This is a genomic window from Clostridioides sp. ZZV15-6388, from assembly GCF_020657755.1.
Classification (GTDB): domain Bacteria; phylum Bacillota; class Clostridia; order Peptostreptococcales; family Peptostreptococcaceae; genus Clostridioides.
Genome location: NZ_JAGWCU010000021.1, coordinates 1 through 24,475, shown reverse-complemented (window position 1 = coordinate 24,475; position 24,475 = coordinate 1). Strand labels below are relative to the sequence as shown.

Here is a 24,475-nt window from a genome sequence, read left to right as displayed (position 1 = left end):
AGAAGAGAAAGAGAAGTGAAAAGAGATGGCTTTAATACTACCAAAGGGGCTACCTGTTATTAATAAATTATTAGATGAAGGAATAGATGTGATTTGTAAAGAAGACTTTAATAAACATTTAGAATACAAAGAAAATATAGATACTAAAATAGCTATATTAAATCTAATGCCCATAAAAATAGATACAGAGTTAGATTTACTTAGAAGAATAGATAAGACAGGTTTTAATGTATCTGTAGAATTTATTAAAATCTCAACAAGAGAGAGTAAAAGAAGTTGTAATGAATATGTTAAGAATTTTTATAAAACATTTGATGAAGCAAAAAAAGAATCTTTTGATGGTTTTATAATAACAGGAGCTCCAGTTGAACAAATGGAGTTTGAAGAAGTTGATTATTGGGATGAACTAAAAGATATTATGGATTATTCTAAAAGAAAGGCTAAATCTACATTATATATATGTTGGGCAGCTCAAGCAGGTCTTTACAAATACTACAATGTAAAAAAACTTCCATTAAGTCAAAAATGTTTTGGAGTATTTAAGCATGAAGTAGATAAAAATAGTAAGATAGTAGATGGATTTGAAAAAGAGTTTTTTGCTCCACATTCAAGACACACTACTGTAAATATTGAAACTTTAAAAAATAATGATGAATTGAGCATTGTAAGTCATTCTAAAGAAGCTGGTCCTTATATAATTACAAATTCAAGAGATGTATTTGTAATGGGTCACAGTGAATATGATAAATATACTTTAGATAGAGAATATAAAAGAGATGTAGATAGAGGTGATAAAATCTCAATACCTCAAAATTACTATATAAATGACGATCCTTCAAAAGAACCAACTGTTAAATGGAAAAAACATTCAGAACTTTTGTTTAGAAATTGGATAAAAAACTATCTAATAATATAAAGCACAACTAAAAAAATATGAGAATCTATAAGGTATAAAAGTAATTATAATACTTCTTTATACCTTATTTTTACTTTATAAAATTGACATTATAAAAGTAGTTTTATATAATAAGACTAAACCGACTGATGGTCTATTGAAAGGAGAAACTATATGAGAATTATAAAAGACCCGGAAGAACGTAAAAGTGAAATCCTCAATACAGCTGAAATGCTTTTTTGTACTAAAGGATACACAAAAACTACTATAAATGATATTTTAAATGAGATTGGAATTGCAAAAGGAACATTTTATTACTACTTTAAATCTAAAGAAGAGGTAATGGATGCAATTATAACTAGAATTATAGATAATGATATAAATATGTTAAAAGAAATTGCTTCAAATCCAGATATTCCAGTTATTGAAAAGTTTTTTCAAATATTAATATCTCAAAGACCTAAAGTTGGAGGAAGTAAGGAAAAAGTGATTAACCAATTTCACCAACCCAACAATGCTGAGATGCATCAAAAGACAATAGTTAAAACTATTTTAAATTTTACACCTATTTTAACAGAGGTAGTAGAACAAGGTATAAGAGAAGGAATATTCAATACAAAATATCCAAAAGAGACAATAGAGTTTTTACTTGTTTCTTCTGAATGTATATTTGATAAAGGTATGTTTGATTGGGATAATGATGAAATACTACAAAAAGCAAAGGCATTTGTTTGTATTATGGAAACGACTTTGGGTGCACATAAAGGAAGTTTTGATTTTATATATAATATGTTAACAGAAGATTAAATTTATTGTAATAGTAAATACTTTAGATTTTAATTTTTAAATAAGATTAAAATGAGAGGAATCGGTGTAAAATAAATACATCGATTTTTTATTAAAAATATCTTATACAAAAATTTCAATAATAAGATAAACTATTTATGATTGAAGTTACAATATTGTTATTGACAATAAATACTTAATACTATAATATTTAATACATTAAATATTTATAGTGTTAAGTATTATTTATAAAATATTTTTGAATTTAAAGTTAAAAATATTAGTAAAATAAAGTATTTTTACAGGGAGAATTTATATGGATGAGATAAGTTTTAAAAAAGCACTGCTAGAATTAACTAGAGATATAAATATTAAATTTACAACTTCATTAAGTCAGTTCTATCAACCACTTGGGATTACAGCAGTACAAGCTTTGATTTTATCAGAACTATGTGAACATGGAGAGAAAAAAATAAGTGATTTAGGTAAAAATTTGAATATGACAAATAGCAATGTATCAGTAATATGCCAAAGACTAGAAAAAAAAGGATTTTTAAATCGTATAAGAGATAAAGAAGACCAACGAATTGTAAAAGTTAAAGTAACAGAAAAATCGTTAGATATACAAGAAAATATTTCAAGTAGTATTTTTGATGACTATTTTGAAAATATGACTAGTGAAAAATTGCAAGATATGGAAGATATAATAGAGGGCTTAAAAAAATTAAATAAGCTTTTAACTCATATTGATTGCAAATAACATAAAATTAATTTAAAGGAGAACAAAATTATGGATGAACACAAACCACAAAAGAGGTCAATACTCTATTACTACACAATAATAATAATAGTAGTAATGTTTTTAAATGCTTTAATATTTCCAAGTCTAATGGATAAAAAAATGGTTGAGATTGATTATGGAAAATTTCTTACAATGTTAGATACAGGAAAGGTTAAATCTGTTGAGATAGAAAGTAATAAAATTGCAATAAGCCCATCTAGTAGTAAGGATAAAAATATATACATAACTGGTAGAATGGATGACCCAGAACTAGTTGATAGATTAAAAGATGCAAAAGTAGAATTTACTAAGATTATTCCTAAAGAAAATTCACCTCTTTTAAGTATTTTACTTACATGGATAGTACCTATAGGTATTCTTATGCTATTTGGTAATTTAATGATGAAATCGATGCAAAAACGAATGGGTGGTAATAGTATGCAATTTGGAAAGAGCAATGCCAAAATGTATGTATCTGCCCAAAGTGGAAAAAGATTTAATGATGTAGCTGGTCAAGATGAGGCAAAAGAAGCTCTAAGTGAGATAGTAGATTTCTTACACAACCCAGAAAAATATAAAAAAATAGGAGCACAAATGCCAAAAGGTGCACTTTTAGTAGGACCTCCAGGAACAGGAAAAACATTACTTGCAAAAGCTGTAGCAGGCGAAGCAGATGTACCATTTTTTTCAATATCTGGTTCTGAATTCGTTGAGATGTTTGTAGGTATGGGAGCATCTAGAATACGTGATTTATTTAAACAAGCTAAAGAGAAAGCTCCATGTATAGTGTTTATAGATGAAATTGATACTATAGGTAAAAAGCGTGATAATGGAAGTGGACTAGGTGGAAATGATGAACGTGAACAAACTTTAAATCAGTTATTAAGTGAGATGGATGGATTTGATGGTGGAATAGGTGTAGTAATACTAGCTGCAACGAATAGACCTGATAGTCTTGATAAAGCATTACTTCGTCCAGGACGATTTGATAGACGTATACCAGTTGAACTTCCAGACCTTGGAGGACGTGAAGCTATATTAAAGGTACATGCTAAAAATGTAAATGTAGACTCAAATATAGATTATAATGCAATCGCTAGGTCTACATCAGGTGCATCTGGAGCAGAACTTGCAAATATTGTAAACGAAGCAGCACTTTTAGCAGTTAAATCTGGTAGAGATGTAGTTGAGCAACAAGATTTTGAGGAATCTGTTGAGACCGTAATTGCAGGATATCAACGTAAAGGAGCTGTGATTTCTGATAAAGAAAAGAAAATCATAGCTTATCATGAAATAGGTCACGCACTTGTTGCTGCAATGCAGAAACATTCTGCACCTGTCCATAAAATTACAATAATACCTAGGACTTCAGGTGCATTGGGTTATACTATGCAAGTTGCAGAAGATGAAAGTGTACTTATGTCCAAAGAAGAAGCAATTGATAAAATAACTACTTTTACAGGTGGTCGTGCTGCTGAAGAAGTTATTTTTAATACTTGTACATCAGGTGCATCAAATGATATAGAGCAAGCTACTAAGATTGCAAGAGCTATGGTTACTCGTCTTGGTATGAGTGAGGAATTTGATATGGTTGCTCTTGAAACAGTAAGTAATCAGTACCTAGGAGGAGACTCTTCTCTTGCTTGTTCTTCAGATACTGCAGCTAAAATTGATGAAGAAGTATTTAGAATAGTAAAGACTTGTCATAAAAATGCAATTGAGATTTTAGAGAATAATATAGATAAGCTACATGAACTTGCTGAATATTTATTGGAAAAAGAGACAATTACAGGTGATGAATTCATGGAAATACTGAATTTAAAGTAAATATGTTGAAATAAAGATTGTAGTAATAGTTTTATTTAAATATGTATTTGCATATTTAAAACTGTTAATGCATTTTCAATAAAATATAAATCAAAAATATATATAAATCAAAACAAGAGAATTGACAAAAATGAATGTATAAAAAATAAAAATGCCTATTATTTAGGCATTTTTATTTTACAATTAAAGTACATATTTGTATCTTTACATAATCTTAATCATTAAAAATACATCTTAACTACATTTTTATACTAGAATTGATATTATAATAGTAATGAAATGTACAAGGAGGTTGTTTGATGGACAGACCAAATCCTGATATTCTATTAAAAAAAATAAAGAATGAAGAGAAAAAACTAAATAGAGGTCAGTTAAAAATATTTTTTGGGTATGCAGCAGGTGTAGGTAAAACTTATTCTATGTTGGAGTCTGCACAAAATTTAAAAAAAGTAGGGATTGATGTAGTAGTTGGATATATTGAACCACATACTAGACCAGAAACATTAGCATTACTTGATGGATTAGAGACTCTTCCTGTAAAAGAAATAGAATATAAGTCTATAAAATTAAAAGAGTTTGATTTAGATGCGGCATTAGCAAGAAAGCCAGAAGTTATATTAGTTGATGAGTTTGCTCATTCCAATGTCACTGGGTTAAGGCATACTAAAAGATGGCAGGATATAGAGGAATTATTACTAGCAGGTATAAATGTATATACTACTGTAAATGTACAACATCTAGAAAGTTTAAATGATATCGTGGAGATAATTACAAATGTATCAGTCAAAGAAACTATACCAGATAAATTTTTAGATACAAGTACGCAATTAGAGCTTATAGATGTTGAACCTGATGTACTTCTTGAAAGATTTAATGAAGGTAAAATATATAAAAAGGAACAGGCAATTAGAGCGAAAGATAATTTTTTTATAAAAGACAATTTAGTTGCACTTAGAGAAATTGCACTTAGAAAAACAGCTGAAAGAGTAAATAAAGAAGTTCAAATGACTAGATTATCAAAGGGTGATGTAACAGTAATACCTACATCAGATACACTTCTTGCATGTATAAGCCCATCTCCATCTTCAGCAAAGGTTATTAGAACCGCTTCTAGAATAGCAGATAGTACATTTGCTAAGTGGATGGCTTTATATGTTGAAACTCCAAATACAGCAAAATTACCTTTTGAGGAACAAAAACAATTACAAAACAATTTAAAACTAGCTAAGAAGTTAGGTGGTGAGATAATTGTTTTACATGGTGAAAATGTAATAGAACAGATACTTAGAATTGCCAAGATAAGAAACGTAACAAAAATTGTAATAGGTAGAAATCATTCAAATACTAAAAAATTGAGTAAAAAACTGAAAAAAGATATAGTTGACAAATTAATAGATGAAGTTGATTATATAGATATACATATAATCCCTTACAAATTTGCTTCAGAAGTTAAATATAGACCTAAAAAGGATAACTCATCAATAAAATCAAAATTTAAAATCAGTAAAATTGATTTTATAAAACTTATAATTATTACTTTAGTGATAAGCATTTTGGCATATATAGTACAAAGTATGGGATTTATAAGAGAAAATATATTACTAATATATATGTTAGGTGTAGTTTTGGTTTCTATGTGGACCAAAGGATATAGTACAGGGATAATAAGCTCTGTATTTAATATAGTACTGTTAAATTATTTTTTTACAGCACCTTTATATACATTGTCAATAGCTGATTCAAATTATATAGTAACATTAGTTGTATTCTCAATAGTTGGTATAATAACTAGTACTCTTACATCTAAGATACAACATGAGGCAGATACAGCTGCTAAAAGAGAAGAAAATACAAAAATGATATATCAAATAATTAAGGGATTTTTAAGATTGTCAAATAAAGATGATATAGTAAATAAGGGTATAGAACTTTTATGTCTTAGCCTAAGTAGAGATATAGTTTGCTATTTAAATATGGATAAGGATAAGAAATCAAAGTTCTATAAAAAAAATACTGCTAATAAGGATAAAAACGATTTAGATATAGAAGATGAAAAAGCTGTTGCAAGTTGGGTTTTGTCTAATTCAACAGTAGCAGGTAGTGATACAGATACACTTCCTGGTTCAAAAGGATATTATATACCAATTATAGGTATGAATTCAACTTTGGGGGTTATTGGTATATCGTGTGTTGATTCAAAATTAGATACAGAAGATATAAGTTTAATTGAAACAATAACTGCTCAAATGGCAATAGCTCTTGATAGAGAAATTCTATCAGAAGCAAAAGAAAATACTAATCTTGAGATAGAAAGAGAGAGGCTTAGAAGTAATCTTTTAAGAGCAGTTTCACATGACCTCAGAACACCATTAGCAGGAATATCTGGAGCAGTTAGTACAATTATAAAAAATAAAGATACTATAGGTCAGGATATAATAGATGAGCTACTTAGTGGTGTATATGAAGATACTCAGTGGTTAATAAGACTTGTTGAAAATTTACTTAGCATGACTAAGATAGATGAAGGAAAGTTAGAAGTCAAAAAACGTTCTGAACTTGTTGAGGAAATTATATCAGAGGCATTACAAAATATTAAAAAAAGAATTGAAAATGCAATTATAGATATTAATATACCAGAGCAAATATTATTTGTTCCTATGGATGCCAAATTAATAGAACAGGTTTTAATTAATCTAATAGATAATGCTTTAAAATATTCAAAAGAGGATTGTAAAATAAATATAATTGTATATGAAAAAGAAGATTATGTTTGGTTTGAAGTGTCTGATAATGGTCCTGGAATATCCAAAGAACTGAAGGAGCATATATTTGATAGATTCTTTACTGGAGAAGAAGGTACTAAGGATTCTAGAAAAGGTGTTGGACTTGGATTATCAATTTGTAAATCTATAATTCAAGCTCATAAAGGTGAAATTTTAGTAGTAAATAATAAAGATAAAGGTTCAACTTTTAAATTTAGTTTGCCCAAAGAAAGTGAATAGTATGAAATTTTGAAATCTAGTTTTGGAGGAAGAAATGAGTAAAAAACTTATATTATTAGTAGAGGATGATAAAACAATAAGAAAATTTATATCTACTGCACTTGCAACACAAGATTATGATGTTAAAGAGGCTATAACTGGTAAAGAAGGAATATCAATTGCTGTCTCATATTCTCCAGATGTCGTTCTCTTGGATTTAGGGCTAGAAGATATGGATGGAATAGAGGTAATAAAAGCTATTAGGCAGTTTTCAAATATACCAATAATTGTAGTTTCAGCTAGAGAACAAGACAGAGAAAAGGTAGAAGTGTTTGATGCAGGTGCAGATGATTACTTAACAAAACCATTTTCTATAGTAGAGTTATTAGCTAGGGTAAGGGTTGCGTTTAGACACTCACAAGTAGAATTACAGCAAAAAGAAGAGATTAGATCTACGTTTGAAGTAGATGAGTTATTTATTGATTTTGATAAAAGAAAAGTCATTGTTGACAATAACGAAGTACATTTGACACCAATTGAATATAATATTCTTTCATTACTTGCAAAGCATCATGGAAAAGTACTTACTCATAATTTTATAATAAAAGAAATATGGGGTAGTATTATAGGAAATGAAACTAAGTCCTTAAGAGTTTTTATGGCAACATTAAGACGAAAAATAGAGAAGCAACCCGCTGACCCTAGGTATATAATTACAGAAGTTGGTGTTGGATATAGACTAAATGATGAATAGACAAAATGGATACTACAATTGTATAATTTAGATTAAGTTAAAATGAAGTGTGTATGCTATTATTAATTTAAGTATATGCATTTCATTTTTTAGTACTTTTTTAGCATTGATAATATTAAACACATTTTAAAATAAAAGTATGGTATAATTTGTAAGAAAAGTCTAAGTTAAAAGATAAAAGATTTAATATTTATTTTCTAATAAATTTAATATAAATAAATATTAAATAATAATTACTGAAATAGTGAAAAATAATTACAGTAATAAATATATGTAATTTTTAAAATGTAAACTGAAGTTTAGGAGTAGATTTATGTATATATTGAATTTGAATACAAGAGAGATTGTGGAAGATTTTAGAGTGAAATTTTATATACCAGAAAATTCATATCTTATATTAAGTGCTCCAAAAAATTTAAAATTACTCAAGGAAACTTTGGATATAGATGAAATAACATTTAATGATTGTCTTAAATTTGATGAAATAACAAAGCTTGATTTATTTGATAATTATGATTTTTTGAGCCTAAATACCTTTGAATTGAGAAATGGAGAAGCTGTTATAGAAGAAGTAAATATGTATTTATCAGATAATTTTATATTAGTTGTTGTAAATGAAGAGCATTTTTTATTTGAATTTGTAAAGAATCTTATTTTAAAAAATTCTCAACTTGAAAAAAATCCTGTCATCAACCTTTTTAAGATAAATTATTTAATTTTTAGAGAAGTTATAAAAAATGGCTTCGAATCTTTAGAAAAAGTTGAAGAGTTAATTCTTGAAATAGAAGATGAGATGATGGACAATATTCATAAAAATCATGTTTCTAGAATAAGTGATGTAAGAGGATTGACTAGAACTATAGTTAAAAACACCAGACCACTTTTATATATTGGAGATAGAATAATTAAAGAAAATATACGATATTTAAAATACTCCAATGTAAAAAAATATAATCTTGAAAATTTTCAAGGGATAGATTTTGGTATTGATAAATTATATAATTTTGCATTATCAACACGTGAGCTGGCAGATAAACTCCTAGATATTTATTCTTCTAGAGTAGGTGAAAAAACGAATCACTTAATTACAAAATTGACTTTACTTACGGCTATCTCTGCACCACTTACAATTATAACGGGAATATATGGAATGAACTTTAGGTATATGCCAGAACTAAATTGGCTTTATGGATATCCAGCAACATTACTTTTGATGTTAGGCATAGTTTTTGTTGGAATTATAATATTTAAAATAAAAAAATTATTGTAAAAATAAGATGCTTTTTAAACGATTTTAGAAAAAGGTATTAAAAGAAAAAGTGAATTAAGAAAATAAAGAAATATTTTAAATTGAAAATATTTATAGAAAATATTGACAATTATATTTTCTTTGCTATAATTATTAAACAAGAAGAGTAATAAATTATAAAAATGGAGGATAATACTATGAAAGGGATTTTAAAAGAACTAGTGGCAAAACTTTATAGCTTTTTTTATTTTATGTTCTGGGGCTTTTATTTTAGCGCTGGCTATTTCTTTTACAAAAATACATGTAATTCCTTTCTGGTGAGGCCTTGATTTTAATAACCTTGGGCATAGGTAAATTTTATAAAAATGATTATTTTATACGGTCATGTAAGATTTGATGCTTAATAGATTATTTTAGAGAACTCATTAATGAGTTCTCTTTTTTATTTTAAACTCAAATATAAAATTACAATATTAGGGGGTAGTAAAGATGATAGTAGTATTAAAAGTAGGAGCAGATAAGAGAGAAGTTAAGAAATTAATAGAAGCTATTTGTAGAGAGGGTGTAGAAGTGAATCCTATAGATGGAAAAGAATTAACTGTTTTAGGGTTAGTTGGAGATACTAGTAAAATAGATGCTAAAAGAATAGAAGCGAATAAGGTAGTTGAAAAAGTTATGCATGTAGTAGAACCTTTTAAAAAAGCAAATAGAAAATTTCATCCAGAACCTTCAATTATAAATGTCGATGGTATGGAAATTGGGTCAAAAAAACTTACTATGATAGCTGGTCCTTGTTCTGTTGAAACAGAAGAACAAATAGTTTCTATAGCTGAAGATGTAAAAAAATCAGGAGCGGGATTTTTAAGAGGAGGAGCATTCAAGCCAAGAACATCTCCATACGCTTTCCAAGGATTAAGATATGATGGATTAGATTTATTAAAAAAAGCAAAAGAAAAAACAGGTCTTCCTATAGTTACAGAAATAATGTCAACACAAGATATAGATGTATTTGAAGAAAATGTAGATGTAATTCAAGTTGGAGCAAGAAACATGCAAAACTTTGATTTATTAAAAGAATTAGGAAAAACAAATAAAACAATACTTTTAAAAAGAGGATTATCTGCTACAATTGAAGAGTGGCTAATGTCAGCTGAATATATAATGGCTGGAGGAAATGAAAATGTAGTTCTTTGTGAAAGAGGTATAAGAACTTTTGAAACATACACTAGAAATACTTTGGATTTAAGTGCAATCTTAGCTGTAAAAAAACTTAGCCATTTACCAGTCATAGTTGACCCAAGTCATGCAGCAGGAAAATCATGGATGGTTGACTCTCTATCTAAAGCAGCAATTGCGGTTGGAGCAGATGGTTTAATAATAGAAGTTCATAATGACCCAGCTCATGCACTTTGTGATGGTAAACAATCAATTAAACCAGATGAGTATGATGGATTAATAAATGAACTAAAAACTATCGCATCAGCAGTTGGAAGAGAAATATAATCTATAGAAGGATGGTTAAACGTGGAAGAAAAATTATTAGTTAATCTAAAAGAGAATAGTTACAATATATTTATAAAAAAAAGTATATTAAAAAATATAGGTAAAGAAATTAAAAAAATATATTCTGGGAATAAGATTTTTATTGTTACAGATGAAAATATAGCAAAATTATATTTAGATGAAGTTAAAAATAATTTGATTGAATCTGGATTTGAAACTAGAGCTATAATATTAGAAGCTGGTGAAGAGACAAAGTCATTTAACACTCTACCTAAAATATATGATAGTTTACTTGACTTTAAGTTAACTAGAAAAGATTTGATTATTACACTAGGAGGAGGGGTAATTGGAGATTTAGGAGGATTTACAGCAGCAACTTTTTTAAGAGGTGTAAATTTTATTCAAATTCCAACATCTCTATTAGCTCAAGTGGACAGTTCTGTAGGTGGAAAAGTTGGAGTTGACCTTGAAAGAGGAAAAAACTTAGTGGGAAGTTTTTATCAGCCTAAAGCAGTATTTATTGACCCAGATGTATTATCATCTCTTCCAGAAAAATTTTATAGAGATGGAATGGCAGAGGTTATAAAGTATGGATGTATAAAAGATAAAACTTTTTTTAATAAGCTTGTAAACTTAAAAAACAGGGAAGAAGTGATGCAACATATAGAATACATTATACACAAATGTTGCCTTATCAAAAAAACTGTAGTTGAAGCTGATGAGAAAGATTTAGGAGATAGGATGCTTTTAAATTTTGGGCACACACTAGGTCATGCTATTGAGAAACACTATAACTTTACAGGTTATACTCATGGAGAAGCTGTTGGTGTAGGTATGTATAAGATAACATTAGAGAGTGAAAAAAGAGGGATTACAAAACAAGGTACATCAGAACTTATAAAATCAATTTTAATAAATTATGATTTACCTTATGAAGTTGAATTAGGAGATAATAAATCTATAATAGACACTATATCTCTCGATAAAAAAAATCTAGGTGATACACTAAAAATAATACTTTTAAAGGATATTGGAGAAAGTATTATATATGATACTACTTCTAAATTTTTTCAGGAGGTAAAATGATGGGAAGCTTAAAAATATATCCAAGCAAATTATCAGGCAATGTAAAAATTCCTCCATCAAAAAGTATGGCACATAGAGCAGTTATTTGTGCAGCTTTAAGTGATGGAAAAAGTAGAATTTCTAATATAGATTTTTCTGATGATATTATAGCTACTATAAGAGCAATGATATCATTAGGAGCAACTATAGAAAAAAAAGAAGATATTTTAGAAATCACAGGAATCTATTCTAAAGAAGCAATCTTAAATAAAGAGAATCAATTGAATCAACCTAAACTGACTATAGATTGTAATGAGTCAGGTTCTACTTTAAGATTTCTGGTACCTATATCTTTAGCTTTTGATGGAGTAAAAAGATTTATAGGAAGAGGTAATCTTGGAAAAAGACCACTTGATACTTATTATGAGATATTTGACAGACAGGGGATAGAATATAGCTACAAAGAAAATAAACTGGATTTAATTGTATCAGGAAAACTTAAACCAGATGAATTTAGAGTAAAAGGAAATATAAGTTCTCAATTTATAACAGGATTATTATTTATATTGCCTACATTAGATAGTGATTCAAAGATAATAATTACCACTGAACTAGAATCTAAAGGGTATTTAGATTTAACTATTTCAACTATGAAAGATTTTGGAGTAGAAATTGTAAATAATAATTATAAAGAATTTATCATAAAAGGAAATCAAACTTATAAAGCTAGAGATTATAAAGTTGAAGGAGATTATTCTCAAGGTGCATTTTATTTATCAGCAGATGCTATTGGAGAAGATATTAACATACTTGACCTTAAAGAAAATTCTCTTCAAGGAGATAGTGAAGTTATCGAGATTTTATCAAGAATGGGTATGGAAATTTTAAGAGAAGACAACAAAATCAAAGGAATAGCAAACTGTTTAAATAGTACTTTGATAGATGCATCTCAATGTCCAGATATAATACCAGTTTTATCTGTGGTAGCAGCTTTAAGTATAGGGAAGACGACCATAATAAATGCTGGAAGACTTAGAATTAAGGAATGTGATAGACTTCATGCAATAAATATTGAGTTGAGTAAGCTAGGGGCGAATATAGAGGAAAAAGAGGATAGTTTGATAATTGAAGGAGTAAGCAAATTAAATGGAGGTGTAGAAGTATGGAGTCACAAAGACCACAGGATTGCAATGACACTTGCAATTGCTTCTTGTAGATGTGATAAGCCAATCATATTGAAAGATTTTGAGTGTGTATCAAAGTCTTATCCACATTTTTTTAAAGATTTTGAGATGTTAGGAGGAAGAATTGATGAGTGGAATATGGGGAAATAATTTGAAAATATCCATCTTTGGAGAATCTCATGGAAATGCTATAGGTATAAATATAGATGGACTTCCTGCAGGTATCGAGTTAGACCTTGATAAGATTGACAAAGAAATGAAAAGAAGAGCACCAGGAAAAAATTCTATATCAACTTCAAGAAATGAAAGTGATATACCAGAAATTTTAAGTGGATATTTTGATGGAAAAACTACAGGAACTCCATTATGTGCGATTATAAGAAATAGTGATACTCGTTCAAAAGATTATGGAGAAGTTAAAAACTTGATGAGACCAGGTCATGCAGATTATACAGGTCATATAAAATATTCTGGGTTTAATGACTATAGAGGAGGAGGACATTTTTCAGGAAGAATAACTGCTCCATTAGTATTTTGTGGTGCTATATGTAAACAAATTTTATCACAAGAAGGTATAGAGATAGCAGCTCACATTAAAAAGATCAAGAATATAGAGGATAAGGGTTTTAATTATGTAGACATTTCAAAACAAGAATTATTAAATTTACAAAATTTAGAATTACCTTTACTTGATTTATCAAAGGAAGAAGCCATAAAAAATACTATTCTAGATGCAAAAAATCATGGAGATTCAGTTGGAGGTATAATTGAATGTGCAGTGATAGGTGTCAATGTAGGTGTTGGAAATCCGTTTTTTGATTCTGTTGAATCTACTCTATCACATTTACTATTTTCTGTTCCATCCATAAAAGGTGTAGAATTTGGATTGGGATTTGATATTACAGATATGTATGGTTCTCAAAGCAATGATGAAATGTACTACGTTGGAGATACAGTAAAAAGTAAAACTAATAATAATGGAGGGGTTATTGGAGGGATTACAAATGGAATGCCAATAATTTTTAAAGTAGCAATTAAGCCAACTCCATCAATTAGTAAACAACAAAACACTGTTAATATAGAAGATAAAAAAGATGATGTTTTAGCTATTAAAGGTAGACATGACCCTTGTATAGTTCAAAGAGCTATACCTGTAATAGAAGCAGTAACAGCTATTGGAATTTTTGATTTGATGAAAGGACGATAATAATGGAGGATTTAACGAGATATAGAAATAAAATTGATGATATAGATAAGGAACTTGTCAAATTATTTGAAAAAAGGATGAATATAGTTCTCGAAATTGCTAGGCATAAAATGAGAAATAATACTACTATACTTCAAAAAGATAGAGAAGAAAAAGTATTGAGTAAAGCAGTAAATAATCTAGAAGATAAAAAATATTCACAAGAGACTGTGCAATTTTTTAATTCAATAATGGAAGTTAGTAAGAATTTGCAAAAAAGATTAATAGATAATGATGTAGAGGAAAAAAATGAAAATAGTTCAAATTCATTAAATGAAAATTTTGATTTGTTAAATATATATAAATATAAATCAGTAAAAAGCGAACTTAATAAAAAAAATCTCCTAGTAGGGTTTCCTGGTACATCAGGTTCATTTACAGAAGAAGCACTAACAAAATTTTTTAATACTAAAATCATAAAAAAACAATTTAAAGAATTTGAAGATGTCTTTATAGCACTTCAAAATAAAGAAATAAATTATGGAATAATACCTATAGAAAATTCGTCTACAGGAGCGATTTCTGAGACTTATGACCTTTTAGGAAAATATGGATTTTATATAGTTGGAGAAGAATGTATAAAAATAAATCAAAATTTAATTGGGATAAAGGGTACAAAGCTTGAAGATATTAAAGAAATATATTCACATCCACAAGGAATAGGTCAAAGTAGTGAATTTTTAAAACAAAATAGTCAATGGAAATTGATACCTTTTAATAACACAGCAACTAGTGCTGAACTTGTTAAGAGACTTCAGGATAAAACAAAGGCAGCAATTGCTAGTAAAAAAGCTGCAAAGATTTATGGATTAGAAATAATAAGTCCATGTATAAATGATATGACAGACAATTATACTAGATTCGTGGTAATTAGTAATGAGATACACATTGAAGAAGAGTCAAACAAGATGAGTATCGTATTTTCTGTTGAGCATGAAGCTGGAAAGCTTTATAAAATACTTGGATACTTTGCTGAAAACAATATAAATATGACAAAAATAGAATCAAGACCAATGAAAAATGCTTCTTGGAGATATTTCTTTTATATAGATTTCGAATGTTCTATATATGATTCAAAAGTATGTAGTTTGTTAGACATGATAGAACGTAATACAGCATACTTTAAATTTATCGGTGTATATAGAAATAAAATTGAATAGATAAATATAATTTTTTATTTAAACAGAATGATTAGGAGGTGTAAAGATGAATTTTTTTGCTCTAATAGGTGAAAAGCTATCTCATAGTGTTTCCCCTCAAATTCATAAGAGGTTATTTGAAATATTGAATATTGAAGGTGCTTATAAGAACTTTGAGATTTCAAAAGAAAATATACCAATGTTGGATGATGCTATAAAATTATTGGGAATCAAAGGTGTAAATATTACTGTCCCATATAAAGAAAGAGTCATGGAATTTTTAGATTTTATATCTCCAGAAGCAAAGCGTATAGGGGCAATTAACACAATTTTACTTAAAGAGAACAAATTATATGGCTATAATACAGATTATTTTGGACTTGATATTATGTTCAAAGTAGCTAATATTGATATTCAAGGAAAGACAGCTGTTATATTAGGTACTGGCGGTGCATCTAAAGCAGCCATTACATATCTTCTTGATTCTGGAATAGATAAAGTTTATGTTTCAACTAGAAAAAAAGATAATAAAAAGCTATCAAATAATTTAGCTATATTAATAGATTATGAGGAGCTTGAGAATATAAAAGGGAATATAATATTAAATGCAACTCCAGTAGGAATGTATCCTAATGTAGGATTATCACCTGTCCCAAAATCTATTATACAAAATTTTGATATATTAGTAGATTTGATTTACAATCCTAAAAAAACTCATTTTTTAGAAATTGGTCAGAGTCTAGGTAAAAAAACGTGTGATGGATTATATATGTTGGTTGGGCAAGCAGTAAAGTCTCAAGAAATATGGCAAAATATTAAAATAGATAGTGGTGCTTTAAATATTATATATGAAGAAATAAAATTAAACTTTTTATAGGGGGATTGATTATGATAAACAAAGAAAAGGTAATATTAATAGGTATGCCGGGTAGTGGAAAAACTACAATTGGAAAACTTTTATCACAGGAATATAATTGTAGTTTTTGTGATATGGATGATTATATAAATAAAATATCTCAAAAAAGTATAGCAGGGCTATTTTTGGAAGGAGAAGATGTTTTTAGAAATTATGAAACACAAGCATGTAGAGAACTTTCTGCTAGTGATAAAACAGTAGTTTCTACTGGTGGTGGTGTAATAAAAAAAGATATTAATATAGAGATACTCAAAGAAGTAGGAATAATACTTTTTATTAATAGACCTATAGAAAAAATTTTAGAGGATATAAATATTAATTCAAGACCTTTATTACAAGATGGAAAAGAGAAATTATATAATCTTTATAATGAAAGGATAAATCTTTATAAAAATGCTGCAGATATAGAAATTTTAAATGATAAATCATTAAATGATGCTGTATATAATATCAAAAATGCAATTAATAAAAATTTTAAATTTGAATTTAACGAAAAAATAATCTAGGGGGAAATAAGAATAATGAATATTGTTGTTGTAGGATTAGGAGTTATAGGAGGTTCTTTTGCTAAGGCATTAAAAAAAGCTGGATATGAAGATGTGTTTGGAGTAGATATAGATTCTGAAACTCTGAAAAAAGCAGAAGAGTTAAAAATTATCAAAAAAGGATGTACTACAGGTAAGGAGTTTTTTAAACAAGCTGATTTGATTATATTGTCTATATATCCTAGATTAATTGTAAATTTTTTAGAAAATAACAAAGAATTTTTCAAAAAAGGAACTATAATTACTGATACCACAGGAATAAAAGAAGTTCTTATAAATGATGTCTTGAAAATTATTCCAGATGATGTAGATTTTATATTTGGTCATCCAATGGCAGGTAGAGAAAAAAAGGGAATTGATTTTGCTAGCGATGAGGTATTTAAAAAAGCAAATTATATAATTACTCCAACTGGCAGAAATAATATAAAAAACTTAGAGTTTGTTGAGAATTTAATTTTAGAAATAGGTTTTAAAAGAGTAAAAAAATTGACTGCACAAAAACATGATGAAATGATAGCTTTTACATCTCAGTTACCTCATGTAATGGCAGTTGCTCTTATAAATAGTGACGAAGAAGGTAGAGATACAGGTAAATTTATTGGAGATAGTTATAGAGATTTAACTCGTATTGCAAATATGAATGAAGACCTATGGAGTGAACTTTTTTTAGGAAACAGAGATAATTTATTAAAATCTATAGAAAATTTTGAGATAGAAGTAAATTTAATAAAAGAGGCTATCTTTAATAACGATAAAAATAAACTAGTTGAATATTTTAAAACATCTTCAATAAGAAGAGAACATTTAGAAAAATAGAAACCTTCATATAAGCTATATAAATTTAAAAGTATATGTCAATGGGTATAAATATAAAAAATAGCATATTTAATTACATTAGTAACTATAAGACTAATATGATTAAATATGTTATTGTTGTATTTATACCCTTTAAATTTATTATTCCATAAGTAATATATTTATTTAACTTGTTCTTTATTAACAATTTATGAAACTCAATTGTAAAAAAGAGTTTTTAATAGTAAAATAAAGTGAATCAACTAAATATAACTAATTGAGAGGGTGAGGTGTAGCCACTTGAAATACAGTAGGCAAATATTAAAAAGTATATTAATATCATTTATAGTAGTATTCTTTTTTAGTGTATTTGCGTTTTTTTATATAAGTAATATGGATGATGTACTTGAATATGAAACAAAAAATTACTTGTCAGAAATTAGTGAAGAGAGTAAAATTGCAATTAATAGTAAATTAAAAAGTAATTTAAACGAATTGGAAAATATTTCTAAGATTTTAGAAATAGAAGATAATTTTGATTTAGAAGAAACTTTGAAAATTTTGGAATCATATAATAAAAATAGCAACTATAATAACATTGGTATGATTTTACCGAATGGTAAAGGTTATGCTAAAGGTATTTTTGGAACAGATTTTTCAGATAGGGATTATTTTAAGTTGGCCATTAAAGGTACAGCTAATATATCAAAGCCCCTAATAGATAAAGATACTGGAAAATTGACTAAAACATATGCAGTCCCATTATACAATAATGGTAAAATTGTTGCTGTTATTGCAGCTGATTATGATGTTGAGTTTGTATCTGAATTTTTGTCTATTTCAACCTTTAATGGTGAAGGTTTTTCGCTTATATGTGATAGCAATGGTGAAATAATCATTCCATCTTATCATAAAAATTCAAATTCAAATATTACAAATCTTTCACAAGTTAATTTTAAAAAAATATTTACTTTTAAAAATATGAAAATATCAGATAAAGGCGTAGTAGAGGCTAAAGAATCAGGAAAAGAATTTTATATGGCATATACTTCTTTAGGAATAAATGATTGGTTTATAATATCAGTCGTTCCAAAGATGGTCGTATCTAAAAAACTAAATAATTTAATGATAATTACAATTATTGGATGGATTATACTTTCATTTTTGTTTTTAGGTGTTATACTGTACATATTATATTCAAAAGCAAAGAGTCAAAAAACTATAGAAAAAATGGCATATACAGATTTTGTAACTGGTTATTCAAACTGGCGAAAATTTGAGTTAGATGTTAGAAATCTGCTAAAGAAAGCATCACAAAATGATAAACATGCAATGGTTATATTTGATATTGATAAATTCAAAGCAATTAATGATATATATGGTCATAAAAAAGGAAACTCAATTTTAAAAGATATTGCGTATACATTAGATAGTATAACTCATAATAATGAAACTTTTGCTCGTGTGAGTTCTGATAATTTTAATATGTTGTTATCGTATGACACAAGAGAAGATATAATAAATGTTATTAAAAAAATCATTATCAATAATGATTTTGTAAACTTATCTTTTGGAATATATGAAATTAAGGATAAGAGCTTATCTATAAGTGCATATAGTGATAGAGCTTCACTTGCTAAATTATCAATAAAAAATAATAGAGATATAAATTTTGCTTTTTTTAATGACGAGCTAAGAGATAAGTTATTACTTGAAGATAAAATAGAAAAAAAGATGGAATATGCACTTGAAAATAATCAATTCATAATGTATTTACAACCAAAATACAATATTAAATCAGAGAAATTCTGTGGAAGTGAGGCACTAGTTAGATGGCAATATACAGAAAAAGAATTTATATATCCAAGTGATTTTATTCCTATATTTGAAAAGAATGGGTTTATTACAAAAATTGATATGTACATATTAGAACAAGCTTGTAAAGAAATTAGAACTTTATTTGATAAAGGTATTTCACCTTTACCTATATCTGTAAACTTTTCAAGAGTTGATTTTTTTAAAAAAGATTTTATTACAAAAATAGTTAATATATGTGATAAATATAAAATACCATATAGTTTAATAGAAATTGAAATTACTGAATCTAGTATGTTTGGAGATACGGATACTCTGTTTGAGGTAAGTAGAAGTCTACAAGATATTGGATTTATACTTTCGATGGATGATTTTGGGTCAGGATATTCTTCTGTGAATATGCTTAAAAATATACCTTTAAACGTAATTAAACTAGATAGAGGATTTTTTATTGATGATAAGAATATTGATAAAAGTCAAATTGTCATAAAAAGTATAGTTTCGCTTATTAAGCAATTGGGAATAAGAGTAGTTGCTGAAGGAATTGAAACTAAAAGTCAGGTAGAAATGTTAAGAAAAGCAAATTGTGATATTATTCAGGGTTATTATTTTTCAAAACCATTACCAGTTAAAGAATTTGAAAAATTAGTCTATAAAATATAGGTCAATGAATTTTAATTTGGAGGTGGTAAGTAAGTGATAAGAGCAAAATCGTTAAAAAGCGCAATGAGTATTATTTTAATATTTTTATTCACAATAATTTCTTTTTCTGATTTTGCATTTAAAACTAATGTTCAAGAAGAAGAAAACAATAGAGTTAATTTAAAAGAAATATCTTTACAGAGCTCTAATGCCATAAAAATAAAACTAGACAGTTCATTATCATTTGTTAAGAGTGTAGCGAATATGGTTTCATATTTTGATACTATAGATAATCCTGAGATAATTCCATTGTTGGCTAAAATATCAAAGGAATCTGATTTTCAAAGAATTTCTATTGCTTCTCCTGATGGAAGAAGTCATACTAGCGATGGAAAAGTTGTTGATATATCAAATTATAAATATTTTAAGAAAGCAATTAGTGGAGATAGTAATATATCTGAAGTAGTAAAATCTCCTATTGATGGGAAGGATACTTTTGTTATAGCTACACCTGTATATAAAAACAATAAAGTTATTGGTGTTTTATATGGTTCATACTATAATGACAAGTTAGCTGAATTTATTGATATAACAAGTTTCAATAGTGAAGGATATATAGATATATTTGAATCTAGTGGACAATTTGTTTTGAAATCTTCACATACAAATGCTATAGTTGGAGCAAGTAGTAATATATATGATATATTCAAGGAAGCTTCTTTTGATACTGGTTATAGCTATAAAAAAGTATATGAAGATACAAAACATAAAAAGAGTGGCTTTATTTCATATAAATATAAAGGTAAAGAACGTTATGCAACATATACACCAATAGGTGTAAATGACTGGTATGTCCTTTCAGTAATACCACAATACACTGTAAGAAAAAATATTGATAAAATAAATCAATTAGCATTTTCTTTAATTTGTAAAGTGTTCTTATTATTTATTGTACTAATAATATATATCTTTTATAAAAATAATAAATCGCAAAAGCATATTCTAAAAGCTAATAAGGAAATATCATCTATTACAAATAGCATTCCTGGAGGAGTTCAAAAATGTACTGTTGATGAAAAATGTGAGTTTGAATTTTTAAGTGATGGATTTGTTGATTTATTTGGTTATACAAGAGAAGAAATAAAAACACTATTTAATAATAGTTTTTATAAAATAATACACAAAGATGATGTTGAAAGAGTAAAAAAAGAAATTTCTGAACAACTCTATAAAAATAAAACCATTGAATTGGAATACAGAGTTATAACTAAAAGTGGTGATACAGTATGGATAGCTGATAAGGGGGAACTTATAGTAGAACCTGATGGTAAAAAATATCTTTGTTGTGTTACAGTAGACATTACTAAAACAAAACAATTAGAAAAAGAGATGGAACAAAAGAATTTAGAACTTGAAATGGTATCAGAAAATATATTAGGTGGAATACTTATAACAGAATTTGATGAGGATTTTACTATACAATATGCTAACTCTGGTTATCTATCAATGATTGGATATACACGTAAACAGTTAGAAGAGGAACTTCAATATAAATCATGTAATCTTGTTTTTTATGATGATAGAAAAAAGATTCTTGAAAATATAAGGCATCAGTTGATTATTGGAAATATTGCTGTAGGTGAACATAGAATAAAAAAACGCAATGGTAATATTATATGGGTTTCTCTCAAAGGAAGGCTCATTACTGATAGCGATGGTAGTAAAAAAGGAATTTGGATTTTAACTGATATAACTGATTTAAAAAATGCAGAACAAAAACTCAAAATTAATGAAGAAAGATTTAGAATTGCATTAAATCAAACATCAAATATTATATTTGAGTATGATATAAATACAAAATCGCTTGTAAATACTAATAAGAGCATGGAAAATTATAATATTGATAAAATAAATGAAAATGTTCCTTACTCTTTAGTTGAAGCGGGAATTATTTATAAAGATTTTAGTGAAGATTTTATAAAAATGTATGAGAAGATAATAAATGGAGAAAAAACTGCAAGTTGTGTTGTCAAAATAAGAGTTCCAGATGAAGGCTACATATGGAACAAAATTACACTAACTACTATTTTTGATGAAGATGGTAAACCTATAAGAGCTATTGGGATACAAGAAGATATAAGTGAACAAAAAGAAGCAGAAATAAGATATAATCAAGCAGACAAATATCATTCTGCTATATTATCAGAAGCGATAATAACCTATGAAATAAATGTATCAAAGGATATTTTTATAATGGGAAATGAAAATTGGTATCAACAATTTGGAATTAAACCAAGTAATGACTACTCTGAAATTGTGAAGTCTATATCAGAGACTGTTATTCATAAAGATGATAAAGAAGTATTTTTAAATACATTTTTATGTAAACATTTATTAGAAGCCTATAAAAATAATATAAGTGAAATAAAGTTAGAATATAGAAGAATGAATCAAGATGATAAAATGATTTGGGTGCTTTGTACAATGCATTTAATAAAAGATTCTATTACGAATGATATAAAAGCACTTGCTTATATTAAAGACATCGACGAACAGAAAAATGAAGAAATCAAATTAAAATTAAAAGCTGAAAGAGATACTTTGACGGGATTATATAATAAAGGTACTACAGAAAATCTTATTAAAGATTTTCTAAATTCAGAAGAATCAAATTCGGGGATTCATGCTTTCTTTATTATTGATATAGATAATTTTAAATCAATAAATGATAATTTAGGACATGTTTTTGGAGATAAAGTTCTGTATGAAGTTTCTAAACAATTAAAGCCTATATTTAGAAGAGATGATATAGTGGGGCGTATTGGTGGTGATGAGTTTATAGTATTCTTAAAGAATATACAATCTTTTGAAAATGCTAAAAGTAAAGCAGATAAAATATGTAATATATTTAGAAATTCTTATACTGAAAATAAAAAAACGTATAAGATATCTGGTACAGTTGGAATTTCATTTGTACCAGAACATGGAACTGTATTTGAAGAGCTTTATCAAAAAGCAGACATGGCACTTTACTATGCAAAGAGTAAAGGGAAAGATAAGTATGCACTTTATAATGATTGCATATGTGAAAATAAACTCGAAACTAATATAAGTAATGATAGCGTGAAAGAAGAAAATCTTAAAGAGGAAATTGAATATGAAGATTCTAATCTATCACTAAAAGAAGTTCTTGATTCTATTGATAATTGTATATATATAGTAAATACGAATACTTATGAACTTCTTTTTGTTAATAACAAGGTCTCAAGTTTAGGTTTAGAAATAAAAATAGGAGATAAATGTTATAAGTCGTTATTAAAATCTAATATTCCTTGTAATAATTGTCCGATTAATGGATTAAAAGAAAATAAAGATTCAAAATTTAAAACGGAGACAAATATATTTGGAGAAAATGTATCGATGGCAAGTTGGATTAATTGGATAGATGGAGAATATAACTGTCTTATAGAGTGCATAGATATTTCTTTATATAAAAATAAAAACAAATAAAAAGGATTATGGAAATATGATTAATTTAATATTGGGTTTAATATTTATAATTTACTATTTCTATCTTAAAATAGTTTTTGGTGGTATTTCATTTAGTGGATTTTTCTTAGTTATAGGAACGCTATTAATTGTTTATCAAATCTTAAAAAAGAAAATTAAAGAAAAGAAGGTTTTTTATAAAGTGCTAAAAATACTAATTAGTGTTTTCTTAATAGTATTCATAATTACTGAAAGCTTAATAATCTTTTATCCTAAAAATAGTTTTGAGACAAAAAGTGATTATCTTTTGATTTTAGGAGCTTCTGTAAAAAAGACTACGCCAAGTACTACATTAAAGGGAAGGTTAAACACTGCTTTAAAATATTTAAAAGTTAATAATGAGTGCTATGTAGTAGTATCAGGTGGTAAGGGTAATGGAGAAAATATAACTGAGGCAAAAGCTATGAAGGATTATCTTGTTAAAAATGGTATAGATAACAATAGAATAATAGAAGAAGATAAATCTACAAATACTTATGAAAACTTTAAATATTCAAAGCTAAAGATAGAAGAGCATAGTAGAAAAAGAATAAAAGATATAAAAGTAAAAATTGTAACAACTGATTTTCATGTTCTTAGAAGTAAAATACTAGCATCTAGAAATGAATATAAAAATATTGCTTTTTACGCTAGTAAGTCAAAGCTTTCATTTGTTCCGACATATTATACAAGAGAATTTTTTGCAATATGGAAAACAATTGTTTTTGATAGATGAAAGTAATAGGCGACAAATAAAAATACTAGATATAAATCATAAATTTATATCTAGTATTTTTTATGTAAAAATCCAATAATTATAAAGG

General features: G+C 27.1%; 18 protein-coding genes and 1 pseudogene. All 19 read left to right on the top strand.

The annotated features are described in order from the left end of the window. Window positions 1–25 precede the first annotated feature (25 nt). The 19 genes and pseudogenes from KGF48_RS13080 (at window position 26) to KGF48_RS12995 (ending at window position 24,387) form a co-directional block, all read left to right on the top strand. A complete protein-coding gene (locus KGF48_RS13080) occupies window positions 26–916 on the top strand; it encodes a homoserine O-succinyltransferase (protein ID WP_227840668.1) in 891 nt (296 codons plus the stop codon). Between the two features lie 153 nt (window positions 917–1,069). Continuing rightward, window positions 1,070–1,702: a TetR/AcrR family transcriptional regulator gene (locus KGF48_RS13075; RefSeq protein ID WP_227868121.1), complete on the top strand. Its 633-nt coding sequence runs from the start codon at window positions 1,070–1,072 to the stop codon at window positions 1,700–1,702. A 295-nt stretch (window positions 1,703–1,997) separates the two neighbouring features. Continuing rightward, complete coding sequence (locus KGF48_RS13070; RefSeq protein ID WP_227840666.1) at window positions 1,998–2,441, top strand: MarR family transcriptional regulator; 444 nt, start codon at window positions 1,998–2,000, stop codon at window positions 2,439–2,441. Window positions 2,442–2,471: 30 nt separating this feature from the next. Next, window positions 2,472–4,289 (top strand): ATP-dependent zinc metalloprotease FtsH, encoded by a 1,818-nt coding sequence (gene ftsH / locus KGF48_RS13065; protein ID WP_227829938.1) that lies wholly within the window; start codon window positions 2,472–2,474, stop codon window positions 4,287–4,289. A gap of 299 nt (window positions 4,290–4,588) precedes the next feature. Further along, a complete protein-coding gene (locus tag KGF48_RS13060) occupies window positions 4,589–7,291 on the top strand; it encodes a sensor histidine kinase (protein WP_227868120.1) in 2,703 nt (900 codons plus the stop codon). A 34-nt stretch (window positions 7,292–7,325) separates the two neighbouring features. After that, window positions 7,326–8,024 (top strand): response regulator, encoded by a 699-nt coding sequence (locus KGF48_RS13055; RefSeq protein ID WP_227829936.1) that lies wholly within the window; start codon window positions 7,326–7,328, stop codon window positions 8,022–8,024. Between the two features lie 313 nt (window positions 8,025–8,337). Continuing rightward, a complete protein-coding gene (locus tag KGF48_RS13050) occupies window positions 8,338–9,294 on the top strand; it encodes a CorA family divalent cation transporter (protein ID WP_227829935.1) in 957 nt (318 codons plus the stop codon). Window positions 9,295–9,762: 468 nt separating this feature from the next. Beyond that, window positions 9,763–10,776, top strand: a complete 1,014-nt coding sequence (gene aroF, locus KGF48_RS13045; RefSeq protein ID WP_227840866.1) for a 3-deoxy-7-phosphoheptulonate synthase — start codon at window positions 9,763–9,765, stop codon at window positions 10,774–10,776. A gap of 21 nt (window positions 10,777–10,797) precedes the next feature. Further along, window positions 10,798–11,862 (top strand): 3-dehydroquinate synthase, encoded by a 1,065-nt coding sequence (gene aroB / locus KGF48_RS13040; RefSeq protein WP_227840865.1) that lies wholly within the window; start codon window positions 10,798–10,800, stop codon window positions 11,860–11,862. Continuing rightward, the gene (gene aroA / locus KGF48_RS13035) at window positions 11,862–13,175 is read left to right on the top strand and encodes a 3-phosphoshikimate 1-carboxyvinyltransferase (RefSeq protein WP_227829932.1); all 1,314 of its coding nucleotides are present in this window, start codon (window positions 11,862–11,864) and stop codon (window positions 13,173–13,175) included. The genes aroB and aroA overlap by 1 nt, the downstream gene beginning before the upstream one ends. After that, entirely contained in the window at window positions 13,153–14,232 is a 1,080-nt protein-coding gene (gene aroC, locus KGF48_RS13030; RefSeq protein ID WP_227868119.1) for a chorismate synthase, read from the top strand. The genes aroA and aroC overlap by 23 nt, the downstream gene beginning before the upstream one ends. Window positions 14,233–14,234: 2 nt before the next feature. Then, window positions 14,235–15,431, top strand: coding sequence for a prephenate dehydratase (gene pheA, locus KGF48_RS13025; protein WP_227868118.1), 1,197 nt, complete (start codon window positions 14,235–14,237; stop codon window positions 15,429–15,431). 46 nt (window positions 15,432–15,477) lie between these two features. After that, complete coding sequence (gene aroE / locus KGF48_RS13020; protein WP_227868117.1) at window positions 15,478–16,287, top strand: shikimate dehydrogenase; 810 nt, start codon at window positions 15,478–15,480, stop codon at window positions 16,285–16,287. 11 nt (window positions 16,288–16,298) lie between these two features. Further along, window positions 16,299–16,832, top strand: a complete 534-nt coding sequence (locus tag KGF48_RS13015; RefSeq protein ID WP_227868116.1) for a shikimate kinase — start codon at window positions 16,299–16,301, stop codon at window positions 16,830–16,832. A 15-nt stretch (window positions 16,833–16,847) separates the two neighbouring features. Next, entirely contained in the window at window positions 16,848–17,687 is an 840-nt protein-coding gene (locus KGF48_RS13010) for a prephenate dehydrogenase (protein ID WP_227840860.1), read from the top strand. Window positions 17,688–18,059: 372 nt separating this feature from the next. Further along, window positions 18,060–18,737 (top strand): annotated as a pseudogene (locus tag KGF48_RS20695) (cache domain-containing protein); the annotation flags it as partial. Between the two features lie 54 nt (window positions 18,738–18,791). Continuing rightward, window positions 18,792–20,144 (top strand): putative bifunctional diguanylate cyclase/phosphodiesterase, encoded by a 1,353-nt coding sequence (locus tag KGF48_RS20690; RefSeq protein WP_413894807.1) that lies wholly within the window; start codon window positions 18,792–18,794, stop codon window positions 20,142–20,144. A gap of 33 nt (window positions 20,145–20,177) precedes the next feature. Continuing rightward, window positions 20,178–23,633, top strand: coding sequence for a PAS domain-containing protein (locus KGF48_RS13000; RefSeq protein ID WP_227840858.1), 3,456 nt, complete (start codon window positions 20,178–20,180; stop codon window positions 23,631–23,633). Between the two features lie 16 nt (window positions 23,634–23,649). Then, the gene (locus tag KGF48_RS12995) at window positions 23,650–24,387 is read left to right on the top strand and encodes a YdcF family protein (protein WP_227840857.1); all 738 of its coding nucleotides are present in this window, start codon (window positions 23,650–23,652) and stop codon (window positions 24,385–24,387) included. Window positions 24,388–24,475 lie beyond the last annotated feature (88 nt).